This window comes from Aeromicrobium sp. Leaf245 (genome assembly GCF_942548115.1).
Classification (GTDB): domain Bacteria; phylum Actinomycetota; class Actinomycetes; order Propionibacteriales; family Nocardioidaceae; genus Aeromicrobium.
On the sequence record NZ_OW824151.1, the window covers coordinates 2,191,825 to 2,210,056 of the forward strand.

At 71.7% G+C, this 18,232-nt stretch carries 17 protein-coding genes; 11 read left to right on the top strand and 6 right to left on the bottom strand.

What is annotated here, in order from left to right:
* Positions 1-2: 2 nt before the first annotated feature.
* On the bottom strand, positions 3-650 hold the full coding sequence (locus NBW76_RS10845; RefSeq protein ID WP_055968211.1) for an HAD family phosphatase: 648 nt from the start codon (positions 648-650) through the stop codon (positions 3-5).
* 53 nt (positions 651-703) lie between these two features.
* Here NBW76_RS10845 and NBW76_RS10850 point away from each other — a divergent pair, with 53 nt between their 5' ends.
* The 4 genes from NBW76_RS10850 (at position 704) to NBW76_RS10865 (ending at position 7,670) form a co-directional block, all read left to right on the top strand.
* Positions 704-2,002 (top strand): MFS transporter, encoded by a 1,299-nt coding sequence (locus NBW76_RS10850; protein WP_082481918.1) that lies wholly within the window; start codon positions 704-706, stop codon positions 2,000-2,002.
* A 273-nt stretch (positions 2,003-2,275) separates the two neighbouring features.
* Complete coding sequence (gene metH, locus NBW76_RS10855; RefSeq protein ID WP_235492986.1) at positions 2,276-5,923, top strand: methionine synthase; 3,648 nt, start codon at positions 2,276-2,278, stop codon at positions 5,921-5,923.
* 117 nt (positions 5,924-6,040) lie between these two features.
* Positions 6,041-6,886 carry a PAC2 family protein gene (locus tag NBW76_RS10860; protein ID WP_235492966.1) on the top strand — a complete coding sequence of 282 codons (846 nt, stop codon included), beginning with the start codon at positions 6,041-6,043 and terminating at the stop codon, positions 6,884-6,886.
* A gap of 76 nt (positions 6,887-6,962) precedes the next feature.
* Positions 6,963-7,670: a DUF2786 domain-containing protein gene (locus tag NBW76_RS10865; protein WP_056554623.1), complete on the top strand. Its 708-nt coding sequence runs from the start codon at positions 6,963-6,965 to the stop codon at positions 7,668-7,670.
* A gap of 9 nt (positions 7,671-7,679) precedes the next feature.
* Here the strand turns inward: NBW76_RS10865 and mshC are convergent, their stop codons facing one another.
* Positions 7,680-8,897, bottom strand: a complete 1,218-nt coding sequence (mshC, locus tag NBW76_RS10870) for a cysteine--1-D-myo-inosityl 2-amino-2-deoxy-alpha-D-glucopyranoside ligase (protein WP_056554620.1) — start codon at positions 8,895-8,897, stop codon at positions 7,680-7,682.
* A 126-nt stretch (positions 8,898-9,023) separates the two neighbouring features.
* On the opposite strand from mshC, the gene NBW76_RS10875 reads away from it, so the two are divergent.
* From NBW76_RS10875 to corA, 3 genes are all read left to right on the top strand, one after another.
* Positions 9,024-9,293: a hypothetical protein gene (locus NBW76_RS10875; RefSeq protein ID WP_055968192.1), complete on the top strand. Its 270-nt coding sequence runs from the start codon at positions 9,024-9,026 to the stop codon at positions 9,291-9,293.
* A gap of 1 nt (position 9,294) precedes the next feature.
* The gene (locus tag NBW76_RS10880; RefSeq protein WP_056554617.1) at positions 9,295-10,128 is read left to right on the top strand and encodes an FHA domain-containing protein; all 834 of its coding nucleotides are present in this window, start codon (positions 9,295-9,297) and stop codon (positions 10,126-10,128) included.
* Between the two features lie 78 nt (positions 10,129-10,206).
* The gene (gene corA / locus NBW76_RS10885) at positions 10,207-11,166 is read left to right on the top strand and encodes a magnesium/cobalt transporter CorA (RefSeq protein ID WP_055968186.1); all 960 of its coding nucleotides are present in this window, start codon (positions 10,207-10,209) and stop codon (positions 11,164-11,166) included.
* Between the two features lie 3 nt (positions 11,167-11,169).
* On the opposite strand, the gene NBW76_RS10890 is transcribed toward corA, so the two are convergent.
* On the bottom strand, positions 11,170-11,862 hold the full coding sequence (locus tag NBW76_RS10890) for an SDR family oxidoreductase (protein ID WP_235492965.1): 693 nt from the start codon (positions 11,860-11,862) through the stop codon (positions 11,170-11,172).
* A gap of 10 nt (positions 11,863-11,872) precedes the next feature.
* Positions 11,873-12,712 carry an undecaprenyl-diphosphate phosphatase gene (locus NBW76_RS10895; protein ID WP_056554611.1) on the bottom strand — a complete coding sequence of 280 codons (840 nt, stop codon included), beginning with the start codon at positions 12,710-12,712 and terminating at the stop codon, positions 11,873-11,875.
* Between the two features lie 48 nt (positions 12,713-12,760).
* On the opposite strand from NBW76_RS10895, the gene NBW76_RS10900 reads away from it, so the two are divergent.
* Positions 12,761-13,720: an aldo/keto reductase gene (locus NBW76_RS10900; RefSeq protein WP_056554606.1), complete on the top strand. Its 960-nt coding sequence runs from the start codon at positions 12,761-12,763 to the stop codon at positions 13,718-13,720.
* A 1-nt stretch (position 13,721) separates the two neighbouring features.
* Entirely contained in the window at positions 13,722-13,925 is a 204-nt protein-coding gene (locus tag NBW76_RS10905; RefSeq protein ID WP_369797013.1) for a DUF5703 family protein, read from the top strand.
* Positions 13,926-13,983: 58 nt separating this feature from the next.
* Here NBW76_RS10905 and NBW76_RS10910 read toward each other — a convergent pair whose 3' ends face one another.
* Positions 13,984-15,294 carry a M20/M25/M40 family metallo-hydrolase gene (locus tag NBW76_RS10910; protein ID WP_055968175.1) on the bottom strand — a complete coding sequence of 437 codons (1,311 nt, stop codon included), beginning with the start codon at positions 15,292-15,294 and terminating at the stop codon, positions 13,984-13,986.
* A gap of 9 nt (positions 15,295-15,303) precedes the next feature.
* Positions 15,304-15,702, bottom strand: coding sequence for an SRPBCC family protein (locus NBW76_RS10915; RefSeq protein ID WP_156364791.1), 399 nt, complete (start codon positions 15,700-15,702; stop codon positions 15,304-15,306).
* Between the two features lie 36 nt (positions 15,703-15,738).
* On the opposite strand from NBW76_RS10915, the gene NBW76_RS10920 reads away from it, so the two are divergent.
* Both NBW76_RS10920 and NBW76_RS10925 read left to right on the top strand, forming a co-directional pair.
* Entirely contained in the window at positions 15,739-16,614 is an 876-nt protein-coding gene (locus NBW76_RS10920) for a MoxR family ATPase (RefSeq protein WP_056554602.1), read from the top strand.
* A 17-nt stretch (positions 16,615-16,631) separates the two neighbouring features.
* Positions 16,632-18,095 carry a VWA domain-containing protein gene (locus tag NBW76_RS10925; protein WP_082481917.1) on the top strand — a complete coding sequence of 488 codons (1,464 nt, stop codon included), beginning with the start codon at positions 16,632-16,634 and terminating at the stop codon, positions 18,093-18,095.
* Positions 18,096-18,232: the final 137 nt, after the last annotated feature.

Sequence of the window (18,232 nt, forward strand, 5' to 3'; positions counted from 1 at the left end):
CGTCACGCGGTGGCCCAGAGCTCCCTCAGCATCGAGACGTCGAGGCCGGCCAGGCTGGGCCGCACCAGGCGGCGCGGACCGTCCGGCACCGTGACCATGTGCGGCACGACGAGGACGACGCAGCCGGCGGCGTCCGCCGAGGCGGCTCCGGTCGCGGAGTCCTCGACGGCCAGGCAGTCGGCCGGGTCCACCCCCAGCATCCGGGCGGCCGCCAGGTAGGGCTCGGGGTGCGGCTTGCCGCGGCTGACCTCGTCGCCGGTGACGACGGCGTCGAAGGGCAGCGCCTCGACGACCGGCGCGGCGATCGAGCGGTACGACATCGTCACGAGGGCCTGGGGAACACCGGCCTCGGCGAGGGCCCGCACCAGCTCGGGAGCGCCCGGACGCCAGGGCTGGTCGCGCCGCATCGCCTCGCCGAGCTCGTTCACGAGGTGGTCGACGATCTGCTCGGGGTGGAGCCCGGAGCCGATGTGGGCCTCGATCCGGTGCGCGGCCTCGAGCAGGTCGCTCCCGACGAGGGCGAGGCCGTCCTCCTCGGTCCAGGTGGCCCCGTGCCGGGCCGCCAGGGCGGTCTCGGCGGCCATCCAGAGCGGCTCGGTGTCGACGATGGTGCCGTCGAGGTCCCACAGGACGGCGGCGGGGAAGGTCACCGCACGAGCCTAGAAGACGCTCCGTCGGACTCCACGCCTAGGTTGGACCCGTCATGACCGAGCTCACGCCCCGCCCGCCCACCCACGGGGCCGACGCCGTGCGCACCTGGGCCCGCGGACCGCTGCGCCCGTTCCGCCATCCGCAGTACCGACCGCTGATCGGTGCGGCGGCCTTCGAGCTGCTCGGCGAGGGCGTCTGGGTCATCGCGGTCGTGTGGCAGGTCATCGCGCTCGGGGGCGGCCCCGGTGCCCTGTCGCTCGCCATCACGGGCTACTCCCTCGGCATGGTGGCCACCGTGCTGGTCGGCGGCGTCGTCGCCGACCGCGTGCCGCAGCGTCGCATCCTCATGGCCACCGCCACGACCCGCATGGTCGTGCTCCTGGGCGTCGCGGCCCTGGCGCTCGGGGGCGGGCTCGAGATCTGGCACCTCACGGTCGGGGGCACCGTGCTGGGCATGGCTGTCGGCTTCTACTTCCCGGCCTACAGCGCCCTGCTCCCCTCGATCGTCGAGTCCGACGACCTGCTCGCCGCCAACGGCGTGGAGGGGTTCCTGCGGCCCACGCTCCAGCACGCGGGCGGCCCCGCGCTCGGCAGCGTCGTGGTCGCGTTCGCCTCGCCGGCGTGGGCCCTGCTGCTCGTGGCCGTCTGCCAGCTCGGCTGCCTGCTCACCCTGCTGCTGCTCCGCCCGGTCCCGCTGCGCCGCGACCCGGCCAGCCTCGGTGGCCATCCCGTGCGGGGTGCTCTCGCCGACCTGCGGATCGGGCTGCGCTACATGGTCACCACGCCGTGGTTCCTGGCCACGCTGCTGTTCGCGTGCCTCATGCTCCTGCTGGTCATCGGACCGATGGACGTCCTCATCCCGTTCGTGGTCAAGGAGGGCGGAGGCGACGCCACGGGGCACGCGTGGATCCTCGCGGCCTACGGCGCCGGCAGCGCGCTCGCGTCGCTCGGCATGAGCATGCTGCGCATGCCACGTCGCTACCTCACGGTCATGAACCTCATGTGGGGCGTCGGGTGCCTGCCGCTCGTGGTCGTCGGCTTCACGTCGTCGGTGCCGCTCATCGCCGTCGCCCTGTTCGTCGTCGGGGTGCTCATCTCCGCGCCGATGGTGATCTGGGGCACGTTGCTGCAGCGTCGCGTGCCGCCCGAGCTGCTCGGCCGGGCCTCCAGCCTCGACTTCTTCGTCTCGCTGCTGCTGGTGCCCGCATCGGTCGCGATCGCCGGTCCCACGGCGGAGGCGGTGGGTCTGCGCGAGGTGTTCCTGGTCGCCGCCGCCGTGCCGCTCGTCGTGGCCGCGGTCGCGATCGTGTGGGCCCGGATGCCCGCCGACGAGATCGCCCACCCGCTCTGACCGTGACCTCCCACGGACCCTTGCGTTCTCGTGGGAGGATGGGTGCGAATCTCCGCGAAGGTCCACGCGAGCCCGCCGCCGGCTGGGGATTCCCACCATCACCCGAAGGACCCGACTCCGCTCCCTGCGGACGACGGAGTCTCGCAGTGTCGATCGTGGAGGACAGAGCCGACCGTGGAGCAGCGTGTGACCCGACCCCAGGCGTGGCGCCCCGACGCCACCGCGGACCTGACCGCTCGACTGAGCGAGCGCATCCTGGTGCTCGACGGCGCCATGGGCACCGCGATCCAGCGCGACCGTCCCGACGAGGCCGGGTACCGCGGTGAGCGCTTCAAGGACTGGCCGAGCGACGTGGTCGGCAACAACGACCTCCTGACGCTCACCCAGCCCGACATCGTCGCCGGCATCCACCGCGAGTACCTCGAGGCCGGCGCGGACATCATCGAGACCAACACGTTCAACGCCAACGCGATCTCGTTGCGTGACTACGACATGGTCGAGCTCGCCTACGAGCTCAACTACGAGGCCGCCGCGCTCGCGCGTCGCGAGGCCGACGCCGTCGCCGAGGCCACGGGTCGGCCCCGCTACGTCGCCGGCGCCCTCGGGCCGACCACGCGGACCGCGTCCATCTCGCCCGACGTCAACGACCCCGGCGCCCGCAACGTCTCCTACGCCGAGCTGGTCGACGCCTACGCCGAGGCGACCCGCGCCCTGCTCGACGGCGGCAGCGACCTCGTCTTCATCGAGACCATCTTCGACACGTTGAACGCACGTGCCGCGATCTTCGCGGTCGAGACCGTGTTCGAGGAGTACGACCGCCGGTGGCCCATCGTCATCTCCGGCACCATCACCGATGCCTCGGGACGCACGCTGTCCGGGCAGACCACGGAGGCCTTCTGGTACTCCGTCCGGCACGCGAAGCCGCTCCTGGTCGGCCTCAACTGTGCCCTCGGCGCCGAGGAGATGCGCCCCTACGTGGCCGAGCTCTCGCGCCTGGCCGACTGCTTCGTCTCCTGCTACCCGAACGCCGGGCTGCCCAACGCCTTCGGCGAGTACGACGAGACGCCGGACCAGACGGCCGCCGTCCTGCGCGAGTTCGCCGAGGCCGGTCTCTACAACCTCGTGGGTGGGTGCTGCGGCACGACGCCCGACCACATCGCGCACATCGCGGCGACGGTCGAGGGCCTGCCCCCGCGGGTGCCCACGACGGTCGATCCCGCGCTGCGGCTCTCCGGGCTCGAGCCGCTCGTCGTGACCCCGGAGTCGCTGTTCGTCAACGTCGGTGAGCGCACCAACATCACGGGGTCGGCACGCTTCCGCAACCTGATCCGCGACGGTGACTACGACACGGCGCTGGCGGTCGCCCTCCAGCAGGTGGAGAACGGCGCACAGGTGATCGACGTCAACATGGACGAGGGCATGATCGACGGGGTCGCGGCCATGGACCGCTTCCTCAAGCTGGTGGCCGCCGAACCCGACATCTGTCGCGTCCCGGTCATGGTCGACTCCTCCAAGTGGGAGGTCATCGAGGCCGGGCTGCGGGTCCTGCAGGGCAAGTCGATCGTGAACTCGATCTCGCTCAAGGAGGGCGAGGAACCGTTCCGCGAGCACGCGCGGCTGTGCCGCAAGTACGGCGCGGCCGTGGTCGTGATGGCCTTCGACGAGGACGGTCAGGCCGACAACCTCGAGCGCCGCAAGCAGATCTGCGAGCGGGCGTACCGGATCCTCGTCGACGAGGTCGGCTTCCCGGCCGAGGACATCATCTTCGACCCGAACGTCTTCGCGGTCGCCACGGGCATCGAGGAGCACGCCGAGTACGGGATCGACTTCATCGAGGGCACCCGCTGGATCAAGCAGAACCTGCCCGGGGCCCTGGTCTCCGGTGGCGTGTCCAACGTGTCGTTCTCGTTCCGCGGCAACAACGCGGTGCGCGAGGCCATCCACGCCGTGTTCCTGTTCCACGCCATCCAGGCGGGCATGGACATGGGCATCGTCAACGCCGGTGCCCTGGTGGTCTACGACCAGGTGGACGAGAAGCTCCGCGAGCGGATCGAGGACGTGATCCTCAACCGACGCGACGACGCCACCGAGCGCCTGCTCGAGATCGCGCAGGACTTCGCCGGCACCGGTGAGAAGGCCGAGGCCGCCAGCGAGGAGTGGCGCTCCCTGCCCATCGGCGAGCGGATCACCCACGCCCTCGTCAAGGGCATCGACGCGCACGTCGAGGCCGACACCGAGGAGCTGCGCGCCCTCATCGAGGAGCGCGGCGGCAAGCCCATCGAGGTCATCGAGGGGCCGCTGATGTCCGGCATGAACGTCGTCGGCGACCTGTTCGGGGCCGGCAAGATGTTCCTGCCCCAGGTGGTCAAGTCGGCCCGGGTCATGAAGAAGGCCGTCGCCTACCTGATCCCCTACATCGAGGCGACCAAGGACGCCGCGGACCAGGGTCGCAGCAACGGCACCGTCATCATGGCCACGGTCAAGGGCGACGTCCACGACATCGGCAAGAACATCGTCGGCGTGGTCCTGCAGTGCAACAACTACGACGTGATCGACCTCGGGGTCATGGTGCCCGTCCAGAAGATCCTCGACGCCGCGCGCGAGCACGACGCCGACGCGATCGGCCTGTCCGGCCTCATCACGCCGTCCCTCGACGAGATGGTCACCGTGGCCGGCGAGATGGAGCGGCAGGGCTTCGACGTGCCGTTGCTGATCGGGGGTGCCACGACCTCGCGTGCGCACACCGCCGTCAAGGTCGACGAGCGGTACCACGGCCCGGTCGTGTGGGTGAAGGATGCGTCCCGCTCGGTGCCGGTCGTCGCGTCGCTGCTCTCCGACGAGCAGCGCCCGCCGTTCCTCGAGGCGCTCAAGGACGACTACGACGGCCTGCGCGAGCGCCACGCCGCCCGTCAGGACACCCGCAAGCTCCTGTCGATCGCCGACGCCCGCGCCGCCCGCACGGTCGTCGACTGGTCGGAGTACTCCCCCGCCGAGCCGCAGTGGGAGGTGGGTGTCCCGCACGTGCTCGACGACTACCCGCTCGCGGAGCTGCGCGAGTACATCGACTGGCAGCCGTTCTTCAACGCGTGGGAGATGAAGGGACGCTTCCCCGACATCCTGCACAACCCGGCCACGGGCGAGGTGGCCTCCAAGCTGTACGCGGACGCCCAGGAGATGCTCGACCGGATCATCGAGGAGCGCTGGATCACCGCCCGCGGAGTCGTCGGGATCTTCCCGGCGAACGGGTCGGGCGACGACACCGTCGTGTACGCCGACGAGCAACGTGAGGAGGTCGCCGCGACCCTGCACCACCTGCGCCAGCAGACCGAGCACCGCGCCGGCGTCTCGCACAAGAGCCTGGCCGACTTCGTGGCACCGGTGGAGACCGGTCTCCGCGACCACGTCGGCGCCTTCGCGGTGACGGCCGGCCACGGGATCGGCGACAAGATCACCGAGTTCAAGGAGGCGCTCGACGACTACAGCGCCATCCTGCTCGAGGCGCTCGCCGACCGTCTCGCGGAGGCCTTCGCCGAGCGCCTGCACGAGCGGGTGCGTCGCGAGATCTGGGGCTACCAGCCGCAGGAGTCGCTCGACAGCGACGCCCTCATCGCCGAGAAGTACGTCGGCATCCGCCCGGCGCCCGGCTACCCGGCCTGCCCCGAGCACACCGAGAAGAGCACCCTGTGGGACCTGCTCGAGGTCGAGAAGCACACCGGCATCGAGCTCACCGAGAGCATGGCCATGTGGCCGGGCGCCTCGGTGAGCGGCTGGTACTTCGCGCACCCGCAGTCGCAGTACTTCGTGGTCGGGCGACTGGGGCGCGACCAGGTGGCCGACTACGCCGAGCGCAAGGGCTGGACCGTCGAGGAGGCCGAGCGCTGGCTCTCGCCGAACCTCGGCTACCGCCCCGACAGCGAGTAGGGCACGTGGCGGCCCGGCACCCCCGCCGGTGCTGTTCGCCGCCCACGGCCCGGCACTCCCGCCGGGCTGTATGCCGCCCCGGGCCCGGCACCCCCGCCGGGCCCGTAGGGTGGTGACGTGCAGTCGATCCCCCCTCTGAACGATCCCTGGATGGTGGCGGCGTTCGAGGGTTGGAACGACGCCGGTGACGCCGCGTCGTCCGTCGTCGACCACCTCGTCGACGAGTGGGACGCGCAGGTCCTGGCCGAGCTCGACCCGGAGGACTACTACGACTTCCAGGTCTCGCGCCCGATCGTCCACCCCGACGAGGACGGCGCGCGGGTGCTGCACTGGCCCACGCCGACGCTGTTCCACGCCCGCCCCCGGTCGTCGGACCGTGACGTGCTGCTCTTCAAGGCGCCCGAGCCGAACTTCCGCTGGAAGGGCTTCTGCTCGACCGTGCTCGGCCTGGCGAGGCTGGCCGGGGTCACCGAGGTGGTCACGCTCGGTGCCCTGCTGGCCGACACCCCGCACACGCGGCCGGTGCCGGTGAGCGGCTCCACCATCGACCCGGTCCTCGCCGAGCGTCTCTCCCTCCGCCCGTCCAGCTACGTCGGACCGGTCGGCATCAACGCGGTCCTGGGCGACGTGGCCTCGGCCGAGGGCCTCCCCGCCATCTCGTTGTGGGCGGCGGTGCCGCACTACGTGGCCGACCCGCCCTGCCCCAAGGCCACCCTCGCGCTGCTCGGCGCCCTGGAGGACGCGGTCGGTGTCGCGCTCCCCCAGGGGTCGCTGGAGGAGATGGCGCAGGCGTGGCAGCACGGCGCCGACGACCTCATGGGCCAGGATCCCGAGATCGCCGAGTACGTCGCGGAGCTGGAGAGCGAGCACACCACCGACGAGCTGCCCGAGGCCAGCGGCGACGCGATCGCGCGCGAGTTCGAGCGGTACCTGCGTCGGCGCAACGTCGACGGCGGCCCGTGAGCGAGCGCCAGCGAGCGAACCCTGAGCACCTCACGCCGGTGCTCCCCCATCGTGCTTCTTCCAGGGGAGTGCCGAGGTGAGCGAGGACGCCAAGCTCCGCAAGATCCGTCAGCTGCTGGTGCTGGCCGAGGACCCCGGGGCGACGCCGGCCGAGGCGCAGGCGTGCCGCGACAAGGCCGAGCGGCTCATGGCCCAGTACGGCATCGACGCCGCGCTGCTGGCCAAGGACGGGCATCGCGCCGTCGGGATCGTCGACGCCTTCGTCCGCCTCGACGCGCCGTACGTGCGCGACAAGGCCACCCTCGCCGTGCACGTGGCCCACGCGATGCGCTGCCAGTCGGTGCTGGTGGGTGCCGAGCCCTGCATCTCGGTGCACGTGTTCGGGCTCGAGGCCGACGTCCGGTGCACCGAGATCCTGGTCACCAGCCTGCTGCTCCAGGCCGCCCACGAGCTCGCGCGGGTCGAGATCCCGCGCGGCGAGCACGTCGCCGCATTCAAGCGGTCCTGGTGGCAGGGGTTCTCCCAGGCGGTCTACGTGCGGCTGCGGACCGTCGAGGACGACGCACGAGCGCAGGCACAGGCCGGGCGCGACGACGGCGAGCCGTCGGTCGAGATGGTGCTCGCCGACCGCAGCCACGAGGTCGAGCAGGTCATGCACGAACGCTACGGATCGTTGCGCCGGGCACCCCGTCGACGCCTGAGCGGCACCGGCATCGACCACGGCTACGCCAGCGGTGAGCGGGCCGACCTGGGCCGCGGCACGTCGCTCACGACCCGCGACTGACCGCAGGGCTCAGAGCGCCACGCCGAGCAGGGCGTCGACCGCGGCCCGGACCCCCTGCGACGCCTCGGTGTCGGTGCCGTCGAGTTCGGCCCAAGCGTCGACGGCCTCGAGGGCACGGGGCGCGTCGAGGTCGTCCGACAGCGCTGCTGCCAGGTCGGCGACGAGCGCGCCGGCCGGAGCCCCGGTCGGACGCTCGACGGCCGTGCGCCAGCGGCGCAGCCGGTCCTCGGCCTGCGTGAGGTCGGTGTCGAACCACTCCCAGTCGCTGCGGTAGTGGTGGGCCAGCAGGGCGAGCCGGACGGCCATGGGGTCGGTGCCGGCTTCGCGCAGTGCCGAGACGAGCACGAGGTTGCCCTTGCTCTTGGACATCTTCTCGCCGTCGAGGCCGACCATGCCGGCGTGCACGAAGGCGCGGGCGAACTCCTCGCCCGTGGCCACGCGAGCCTCCGAGGCCGACATCTCGTGGTGCGGGAAGGCGAGGTCGGAGCCTCCGCCCTGCACGTCGAAGTCCGTCCCGAGGTGCTGCAGGGCGATGGCGGCGCACTCGATGTGCCAGCCCGGACGCCCCGGCCCGAGGGGGGACTCCCACGACGGCTCCCCCGGGCGGGGGGCCTGCCACACGAGGCAGTCGAGGGGGTCGCGCTTGCCCGCGCGGTCAGGGTCTCCCCCGCGCTCGCCGAAGACGGCCCGCATGGCCTCCTCGTCGAGGTTCGAGACCGATCCGAAGGCGGCGTCGGCATGCACGTCGAAGTAGAGGTCGTCGTCGACCCGGTAGACGGACTCGCCGAGGCGGGCGACCAGGTCGGTGACGAGGTCGATGGACTCCACCGCGCCCACGTAGTGCTGCGGGGCCCGCATGCGCAGGGCGGTCATGTCGGTGCGGAACAGCTCGGTCTCCCGCTCGGCCAGCGCCTGCCAGTCCTCCCCGGTGGCCTCGGCCCGCTCGAGCAGCGGGTCGTCGACGTCCGTGACGTTCTGCGTGTAGACGACGTCGAGCCCGCGGGCCAGCCACTGGCGCTGCAGCAGGTCGAACGTCAGGTAGGTGGCGGCGTGCCCGAGGTGGGTGGCGTCGTACGGCGTGATGCCGCAGACGTACAGCCGGGCCGTGCCCTCGGGAACGGAGTCCACGAGCGAGCCCGACCGGGTGTCGTGCAGACGCAGCGTGGGCATCTCGTCCCGGGCCGCTGGATCGATCGTGGGGATCTCGGGACCGGTCCAGGCACGCATGGGTCGAGCGTATCCGTCGGGGCACGACGCTCGCCCGTCGCGTCCTCGAGCGGGACGTCCCCGTTCGAGTTGCCGTCGAGTGTGAGCCTCGTCACCCTGGAGGGACCCGCTTCGAAGGAGCCCCCGATGACCAGCACACCGTCCTCGCCCCGCGACCTCAGTGGCCAGACGTCCGGCCCCCAGCCCGTCACCGACTGGACCGACCTCGGGCGGGAGATGTGGGAGTACCTGACCGGGCGCGGCGCTGCCGTGAGCTACGAGCTCAAGGACCTCGAGGTCGAGGTGCCGCGCGACACCGGCCCGGACGCCCCGCGCGCCCTCTGGAAGTTCAACGGCACCGTCAGGGTGACCACGAGCGACGACGAGATGCCCGGCGCGGACCCGGCGCGGGGCTGACGTGAGCGGCCTGCGCGCTCTCGTCGACGTCGAGGTCGCCACGCCCGCGGGCACGCCGGTGACGGCCCAGGTCACGGCCGTGGGCCGACGCGTCTCGTTCCGCACCGCCGACCTGGGTGCCTTCGCCGCCGGGCGGACCGGAGGTGACTTCCGGACGGTCGCACGTCGCCTGGCCGAGTCCGACGTCGTCCTGGAGATCGCCGACGAGGTCGGCCCGATCCTGCGTCTCGGCGCCGTCCGCGAGCGCTTCTGGCACAGGCTGGCCACCGGCACCTCCCACGTGCAGATCGTGCGCTGGCGCGCCGCGGCCCGGCTCAAGGCACGCGCGGTCACCGGCGCCGGCGACGCTCTCGCGCTCCCGCCCCCGATCGCGTGGCCCGACCTGCCGACGGCGCCGTGGGCGCGGCGACGCGTCACGACCACCCACGACCCGTACGGCGGCGGACACCCTCGTCTGTACCTGTCCGACACCCGCGTCCCGGCCACGGGCCGCGAGGTGCGGGTCCACCACCTGGCCCTGGGCGAGACGACGGTCGGGTCGACCGCGGACGCCGACCTGTGCCTGGACGGTGTCAGCGACCTGCAGGCCGTCATCACGCGCACCGACACCGACGAGTACGTGATCGGTGCCCGCGGACGCCAGACTCCGACCTTCGTCAACGGTCGCGAGCTCCCCGTGCAGACGCTGCGGACGGGGTGTCGCATCGAGATGGGCCCGTGGCGCCTGACCTACGTGCGCGACGAGTTCGCCGACCACGGTCGCCCCTTCGGCGGACGCATCGGCGGGGAGCTCGGTCACCAGCGTCCGCAGGACCCGCCTCGCTACCAGCGCTGAACCCTCCCCGAGGTGATCCGCGGCGGGCCGTGCGGCACGTCGCGAAGCGGATCGGCCTCGTGGGGCCAGAATGAGCACGTGATCGTCGACTGCGCCACCTACCGCGACGGTGCCCGTCAGGACACCTCCCACGACGCGGACGCCCTGCGCGAGACCCTCGCGACCCTCGGTGCGGGCGAGTTCATCTGGATCGGCATGGCCAATCCCCGTGCCGACGAGCTGAGCCGGGTCGCCAGCGCCCTCGACCTGCACCCGCTCGCCGTGGAGGATGCCCTCGAGGCGCACCAGCGCCCAAAGGTCGAGCGGTACTCCGACCACCTGTTCGCGTCGCTGCGCAGCGTCACCTACAGCGACGACGACATCCGTACGCACGAGGTGAACCTGTTCCTCGGCGGGCACTTCCTGCTGACCGTCCGCCACGGTGGCGAGTCGCTGCGCGAGGCCCGCAAGCGTGCCGAGGCCGTCAGCGACGCGATGTCCCACGGGCCGACAGCAGCCTTCCACGCCGTCATCGACACCATCGTCGACCACTACGAGGACGTCGCCCGCGAGCTCGAGCAGGACGTGGAGGAGGTCGAGAGCTCGGTCTTCTCCACCGAGCGGACGAGCGACTCGACGCGCATCTACCGGCTCAAGCGCGAGACGCTCGAGTTCCGTCGCGCGGTGCTGCCGCTGCGCGAGCCGGTGCAGCGGTTCGCGAGCGTGGCCGTCCCGGAGGACGCCCGCCCCTACTTCCGCGACATCGCCGACCACCTCGCGAGGGCGGCCGAGGCGATCGACGCGATCGACCACCTGCTCGACAACGCGCTCAACGCCCACCTGGCGCAGCTCTCGGTCCAGCAGAACGAGGACATGCGCAAGCTCACCGCGGGCGCCACGATCTTCGCCGTCCCCACCGCGATCGCCGGGATCTACGGCATGAACTTCGAGCACATGCCCGAGCTCACGTGGACCTACGGCTACCCGCTCTGCCTCGCCCTCATCGGCGGCCTCTGCCTCTACATCTACCGCCGGTTCAAGAAGTCGGGCTGGCTGTAGCGCTCAGGGACCCTTCGGGTCGAGCGTGGGACGGATCGAGACGGTCTCGAACTGGGCCTCGGGCGGTGCGTCGACGGCGGTGCGGACCGCGGCCGCGATCGTCTCGGGAGCGATCATCCGCTCGGGGCGACCGCCCTCACGACGTTCGAGGACAGCGCGGCCCATGTCGGTGTCGACGATGCCGGGGTGGATCGACACCACCCGCACGCCGTTCTCGCGCTCCTCCTCGCGCAGGCAGTCGCCGAACGTGCGCAGCGCGAACTTCGAGGCCGAGTACACGCTGTTCCCGGGGGTGGAGAACAGGCCGGCACCGGAGTTGACCAGCACGACCGTGCCGCTCGCGCCACGGAGTGCTGGGAGGGCGCGAGCCGTGAGGTGCGCCACGCCGAAGACGTTGGTCTCGAACACCTGGCGCCAGTCGCCGCGCGAGACCTCCTCGACCGTGCCGTGCTCCGAGATGCCGGCCGCGTGCACGAGGACGTCCAGACGGTCCGGCAGGACGGCGTAGTCCACCGCGTGCTCGTCCGCGACGTCGAGGACGAGCACCGACGCACCCGGAAGGTCGTGGGCGACCCGCTGCAGGCTCTCGCCGCTGCGGCCGACCAGCACGACGTCGTGGGTGCGGGCGAGATCCTCGGCGACCGCGAGGCCGATGCCGCGCGAGGCTCCGGTGACGAGGGCGGTGGGGCGGCTCACGTCGACCACCTCAGGCCGACGTCGAGACGCCGGCACCGATGACGCCGAAGGCCAGCAGGGCGAGCACGAGGGTGCCGAGCGCGATCCGGTAGACGACGAACGGGGCGTAGGAGTGCTTGCTCACGTACTGCAGCAGCCAGTGGATGACGGCCAGCCCCACCACGAACGAGACGACCGTGCCCACGAGTGTCGGGCCCCACCCGTAGGCGTTCTCGCCGCCGGGCACGTCCTTCAGCTTGTAGACGCCGGCGCCCACGACGGCCGGGATGGCCAGCAGGAAGGCGTAGCGCGTGGCCGCGGCCCGCTCGTAGCCGAGGACCAGGCCCATGCTGATGGTCGCGCCCGAGCGGGAGACCCCGGGGACCACCGCGGCGGCCTGCGCCAGGCCGAGGGCGATGGCGTGGGTCAGGGTCAGGGACTCGATGGGCCGGGTGCGTCGTCCGACCCGTTCGGCGATGCCGAGCACGATGCCGAGGGCGACGAGCATGGTCGCGATGACCCAGAGGTTGCGGAAGTCGCGGTCGATGAGGTCCTCGAGGGCGAGACCGACGAGCACGATCGGCAGGGACCCGATGATGACGAACCAGCCCATGCGCCACTCAGGCAGGGCCCGCGCGTCGGCCGAGACGAGACCCTTGAACCAGCCCGTGCCGATCGTCCAGATGTCGCGCCAGAAGTAGAGGACCACCGCCAGCTCGGTGCCGATCTGCACGACGGCGGTGTAGGCGGCCCCGGGATCCTCCCACCCGAGGAACCGCGGGATGATCGCCAGGTGGGCACTGCTCGAGATGGGCAGGAACTCCGTCAGCCCCTGGACGAGGCCGAGCACGACAGATCGCAGGACATCCACCCTGCGAGCCTAGACGCCGGGCGCCAGGGGCCCGACTAGGGTGCTGCCATGCAGGAGCGTCACGTCGGTCACTCCGGTCTGCAGGTCTCGCGACTGGGCCTGGGAACCATGACGTTCGGGTCCCAGGTCGACGAGCTCGAGGCCGAGGACCAGCTCACCGCGTTCCTCGAGGCCGGCGGGACCTTCGTCGACACCGCTCCCGTCTACGGCGAGGGTCGGGCCGAGGCACTCGTGGGCGACCTGCTCGCCAAGCGCGGTGTGCGCGACGACGTGGTGCTCGCCAGCAAGGCCGTCGTGGGCCTGCGCCGCGGCCAGGTGGTCTCCGACGCCTCTCACGGCCACGTGCTCGCCCAGCTCGACGCCTCCCTGCGTGCGCTGCGGACAGACCACCTCGACCTGTGGCAGCTGCACGCCTGGGACCCGCTCACGCCGTGGGAGGAGACCCTCGCGGCACTGGAGCACGCCGTCTCGAGCGGTCGCGTGCGGTACGTCGGCGTGTCGAACTTCTCCGGGTGGCAGGTCGGCGTGGCCCGGACCTCGGCCACGCGTGCGCTCGGTCCGCTGCTCGTCTCACACCAGGTCGAGTACTCGTTGCTCAACCGCACGATCGAGGACGAGGTCGTCCCCGCCGCACAGCACCTCGGGCTCGGCACGATCGCCTGGTCCCCGTTGGCCCGCGGGGTGCTGACCGGCAAGTACCGCTCCGGCGTCCCCTCGGACTCCCGCGCCGCGGTCCCGCAGTGGGAGCACTTCATGGCGCCGTACCTGTCGCCCGAGTGCGCCCCCGTCGTCGAGTCCGTCGTCAGGGCCGCCGAGGGACTCGACGTCTCCCCCGCCCACGTGGCCCTGGCCTGGGTGCGGGAACGGCCGACGGTCGCCACCACGCTGCTCGGCGCCCGGACGACGGCCCAGCTGCGGACGCTGCTCGCGTCCGAGACCCTCGACCTGCCCGCGGAGATCGTCTCGGCCCTCGACGACGTCTCCGCACCCCACGCCTGGGAGGACTGACGTGGCCCTGCGCAACGCGACGGTGGAGTACGAGTTCTGGGACTTCGCGCTGCCGCGGACGCAGTCGCGCTCGGCGGTCTGTCGGCTGCTCACCGACGCGGCCGAGTTCCAGGGCTGGGAGCTCGACCGGCTCCGCAAGGACCCCTCGGGGCGGCGCACCATCAGGCTGCGGCGCAAGATCATCCGCGTGCGCGCCACCATCTAATTGATTTATTGCTGATATTGCAAGATCAGCACATTCTTTTCGTGCTCCGGGAGCGCGGTCAGACCAGGTCGAGAAAGCGGTCGAAGACCCGGGAGCCGAATTCCAGCGCGTCGACCGGAACTCTTTCGTCGACGCCGTGGAACAAGGCCGTGAAGTCCAGGTCACCCGGCAGGCGAAGCGGCGTGAAGCCGTACGACGTGATGCCGATCTTGTCCCACGCCTTCGCGTCGGTGCCGCCGGACATCAGGTAGGGCGCGATGTGTGCGTCGGGGTCCTCGGCGTGCAGCGCGACCGTCATGGCGTCGACCAGGTCGCCGCGGAACGGGTACTCCAGGGCGCGGTCGAGGATGTAGGGCTCCACGCTGACCCGGTCGCCGACGATCTCCTGCACGGCGGGCATGAAGGACTCCGCGTGGCCGGGCAGGTACCGGCCGTCCACGTAGGCGACAGCCTCCCCCGGGACCACGTTGTGCTTGTAGCCGGCCTGCAGCATCGAGGCGTTGGTGGAGTTGCGCAGCCCGGCGCCCAGCATGCGGATCGCCGGACCGACGTGCGCCAGGAGCGCGTCGGGGTCGTTCGCGTCGTCTCCGGTGAGCTCGGCGATCTTCGCCAGGAGCAGCTCCATGGACGGTCCGGGAGTCGCCGGCCACGCGTGCTCCCCGATGGCCACGAGCGCGTGGGCGAGGTGGGTGATCGCGTTGTCGGGCTGGCGCATGGACCCGTGCCCGGCCGTGCCCCTGGCCGTCAGGCGCATCCAGCTGATGCCCTTCTCCCCGGACTCGATCAGGTAGAGGCGCTGGCCGCCGACCTCGATCGAGAAGCCGCCGACCTCGCCGATGGCCTCGGTGCACCCCTCGAACAGGTCGGGGCGGTGCTCCACGAGCCAGTGGGCCCCTTCCCGTCCGCCCGCCTCCTCGTCGGAGGTGAACACGAGCGTGATGGGACGGTCCGGGACGGCGCCCGCACGCTGACGTGCCCGCACCACCGACAGCAGCATGGCGTCGAAGTCCTTCATGTCGACGGCGCCGCGTCCCCACAGGTAGCCGTCCTTGACCTCTCCGGCGAAGGGATCGACCGACCAGTCGTCGGCCTGCGCGGGCACGACGTCGAGGTGCCCGTGCACGAGGAGTCCGTCGCGGCTCGACGTCTGGTCGCCCCACCGGGCCACGAGGCTGGCGCGACCGGGCGCGGCCTCGATGATCTCGGACTCGATGCCCACCTCGGCGAGCAGCGTGGCGACGTGCTCGGCGGCCTTGCGCTCCCCGGGGCCCTTCCCGTCGCCGTAGTTCGACGTGTCGAGCCGGATCAGGTCGCGGCAGATGTCGAGCACCTCGGTGTCGACGGCGTACGGCGCTTCAGGAGTCCCCATGCGTCGATCCTAGGTGCGCAGCAGATGGTCGACCACGCGGCCGAACAGCGCACGACCGGCGGCCTCCTCGACGCCGGCGGCGAACCGCGGGACGCCGAGCCAGTGCGCCTCCTCGCGCCACCGGACACGCGATCCCGACGTCGTCGGCTCGACCGACAGCTCGGCCCAGCCCTTGACCACCCGGCCACGCTTCTCGATGCGGCAGAAGGTCGGCGGCTCCCACGTCACGATGTCCATGACGTCGTCGAAGCCGACCGGTCCCACGGCCGTGCGCGCCACGAACCCCGTGTCGCTCGGCCTGATCCGTGTGAGCGGGACGACCTCGCCATGACGTTCCCAGTCGGTGAGCCGCGCGAACACGTCGGGCGGTGCCATCGGTACCTCGCGGACGACCTCGAAAGCTCCCACGGCACGATGGTAGGCACCAATGCCGGAAGGGGCACGATGGCCACCACGAACTTCAGCTCGGTCCAGGACGTCACCGAACGTCTGGCCGAGGTCGGCTACCTCGCCTCGGACGCGGTGTCCACGACCGTCTACCTCGCGTCGGTGCTCGGCAAGCCGCTGCTGGTCGAGGGTCCGGCGGGCGTCGGGAAGACCGACCTGGCGCGTGCCGTGGCCGAGTCGCAGGGCGCGGAGCTGGTGCGCCTGCAGTGCTACGAGGGCGTCGACGAGGCGCGTGCCCTCTACGAGTGGAACCACGCCAAGCAGCTGCTGCGCATCACGGCCGGGCGCGACGAGTCGTGGGACGAGGCGCGCACGGACGTCTTCAGCGAGGAGTTCCTCCTCCCCCGGCCGCTGCTCACGGCGATCCGACGGACGGAGCCCACGGTCCTGCTCGTGGACGAGACCGACAAGGCCGACGTCGAGATCGAGGGTCTGCTCCTCGAGGTCCTGGGTGACTTCCAGGTCACCGTGCCGGAGCTCGGGACGATCCGTGCCACGCGACGACCGTTCGTGGTGCTCACGTCCAACGCGACCCGGGAGCTGTCCGAGGCGCTGCGCCGACGCTGCCTGTTCCTGCACGTGGACTTCCCCGACGCCGCGCTCGAGCGGCGCATCGTCGCGCTCAAGGCGCCCGGCCTCGACGACGCCGTCTCGGAGTCCCTCGTGCGGGTCGTCAACGCCCTGCGCGCGCTGCCGCTGCGCAAGGCGCCGTCGGTCTCGGAGACGATCGACTGGGCGCAGACGCTGCTGGCGCTCGGTGGCCGGCTCGACGACGAGGCGGTCGACCAGACCCTCGGCGTGGTGCTCAAGCATCGCGAGGACATCGACAAGGCGCGCGACGCGCTCGACGTCCGCGCGGTCCTCGAGGCCTGAGCGGGCCCGGGACAGCCGTGTCGAACGACGAGTCGGGAGCGACCGCCGGTCTGGCCGCCGGGGAGGACCTGGCCGCCCGCCTGGTGGCCTTCGCCGGCGCCCTGCGGTCGAAGGGGCTGCGCATCGGGACCAGCGAGGTGGTGGATGCCGGCCAGGTGGCCACGGTGCTGGGGCTGCAGGACCGGACGCTCCTGCGGGAGGGGCTCGCCGCGGCCCTGATGCGGCGCAGCGGCCAGCGCGAGGTGTTCGACATGACCTTCGACCTGTACTTCCCCGCCGGGGTGGGTGTCTCGGCCGCCGTCGAGGAGCACGAGGGTCCCGTGGACGCCCAGGACCTGCGCGACCTCCTGGCCATGGCCCTGGCCGACGGCGACCTGCGGACGCTGGAGCAGGTGGCCGAGCTGGCGGTGGACGCCCTCGGCGTCGTGGGCAGCGCCGGCACGCGGACCGAGGGATGGTCGGCGTTTCAGACCCTCGACCGGCTGGCACCGCAGACGACGATCGCCGCGGCGCTCGGGCTCCGCGGGTCCGGGGGGCCGGGGAGCGGGTCCGCACGTGGGTCCGGGACCGGTCAGGGCTCGGCGGCGCCGCCCCAGGCGCCGGCCGAGGCGCCGTTCACCGACCGGCTCGAGCGCGACGAGGTGCGCCGACTGGTCGAGGCGTTCCGCCAGATGGTGGCCGCGGAGGCACGGCGACGCACGGCCGAGTCGCGGGGGCGTGACGTCGTGACCCGGCACGCGGTGCGCGCCACGAGCGACCACATCGACTTCCTGAGTGCCAACCGTCAGCAGCTGGAGGACCTGCGCTCGGCCGTCGGCCCCCTGGCCCGGCGGCTCGCCACCCGGCTGTCCGCTCGTCGCCGAGCCGCGCGCCGAGGTCGGATCGACGTCCGGCGCACCATGCGGCGCGCCATGGGCACCGGTGGCGTGCCGATCGTCCCCGTGCACGCGCGGCCCCACCCGGGTCGTCCGGAGCTGGTGCTGCTGTGCGACGTCTCCGGGTCGGTGGCCGGCTTCTCCGCCTTCACGATGCTGCTGGTCCGCGCACTGAGCGACCAGTTCAGCAAGATCAGGGTGTTCGCCTTCGTGAACGCCACGGCGGAGGTCACCGACATCGTCAAGGACGGCGGAGACCTTGCCGATCGCATCGCGCAGGAGGCACGCGTGACCTCGTGGCACACCTCCAGCGACTACGGCGAGGCGTTCGCCGACTTCGCCACGACCCACCTCGAAGCCGTCGGACCACGGACGAGCGTGCTCATCCTGGGAGACGCCCGCAACAACAACCAGCCCTTGGGACTTCCGGCCCTGGCCGCCGTGGTGGACCGCGCGCGACGCACCTTCTGGCTCAACCCCGAGCACGCGTCCCGCTGGGGCCTCGGCGACTCCGTGGCGCCCGAGTACGCCGAGGTCGTGCCGATGCACGCCTGCAGCACGATCGAGCAGCTCGAGTCCTTCATCGGCCGACTTCTTCCGGCCTGAGTTCTCGACCTCGAGAAACTCGCCCGGGTTTATCCGGGTCCTTTTCCGATCAATTCTGAACTTTGTCGGGACTAAAGTCCCGAAGTGTGGTTGAGTCGGCGCAGCGTGGTGGGCGGATGGGAGACCGCAGCACCGCG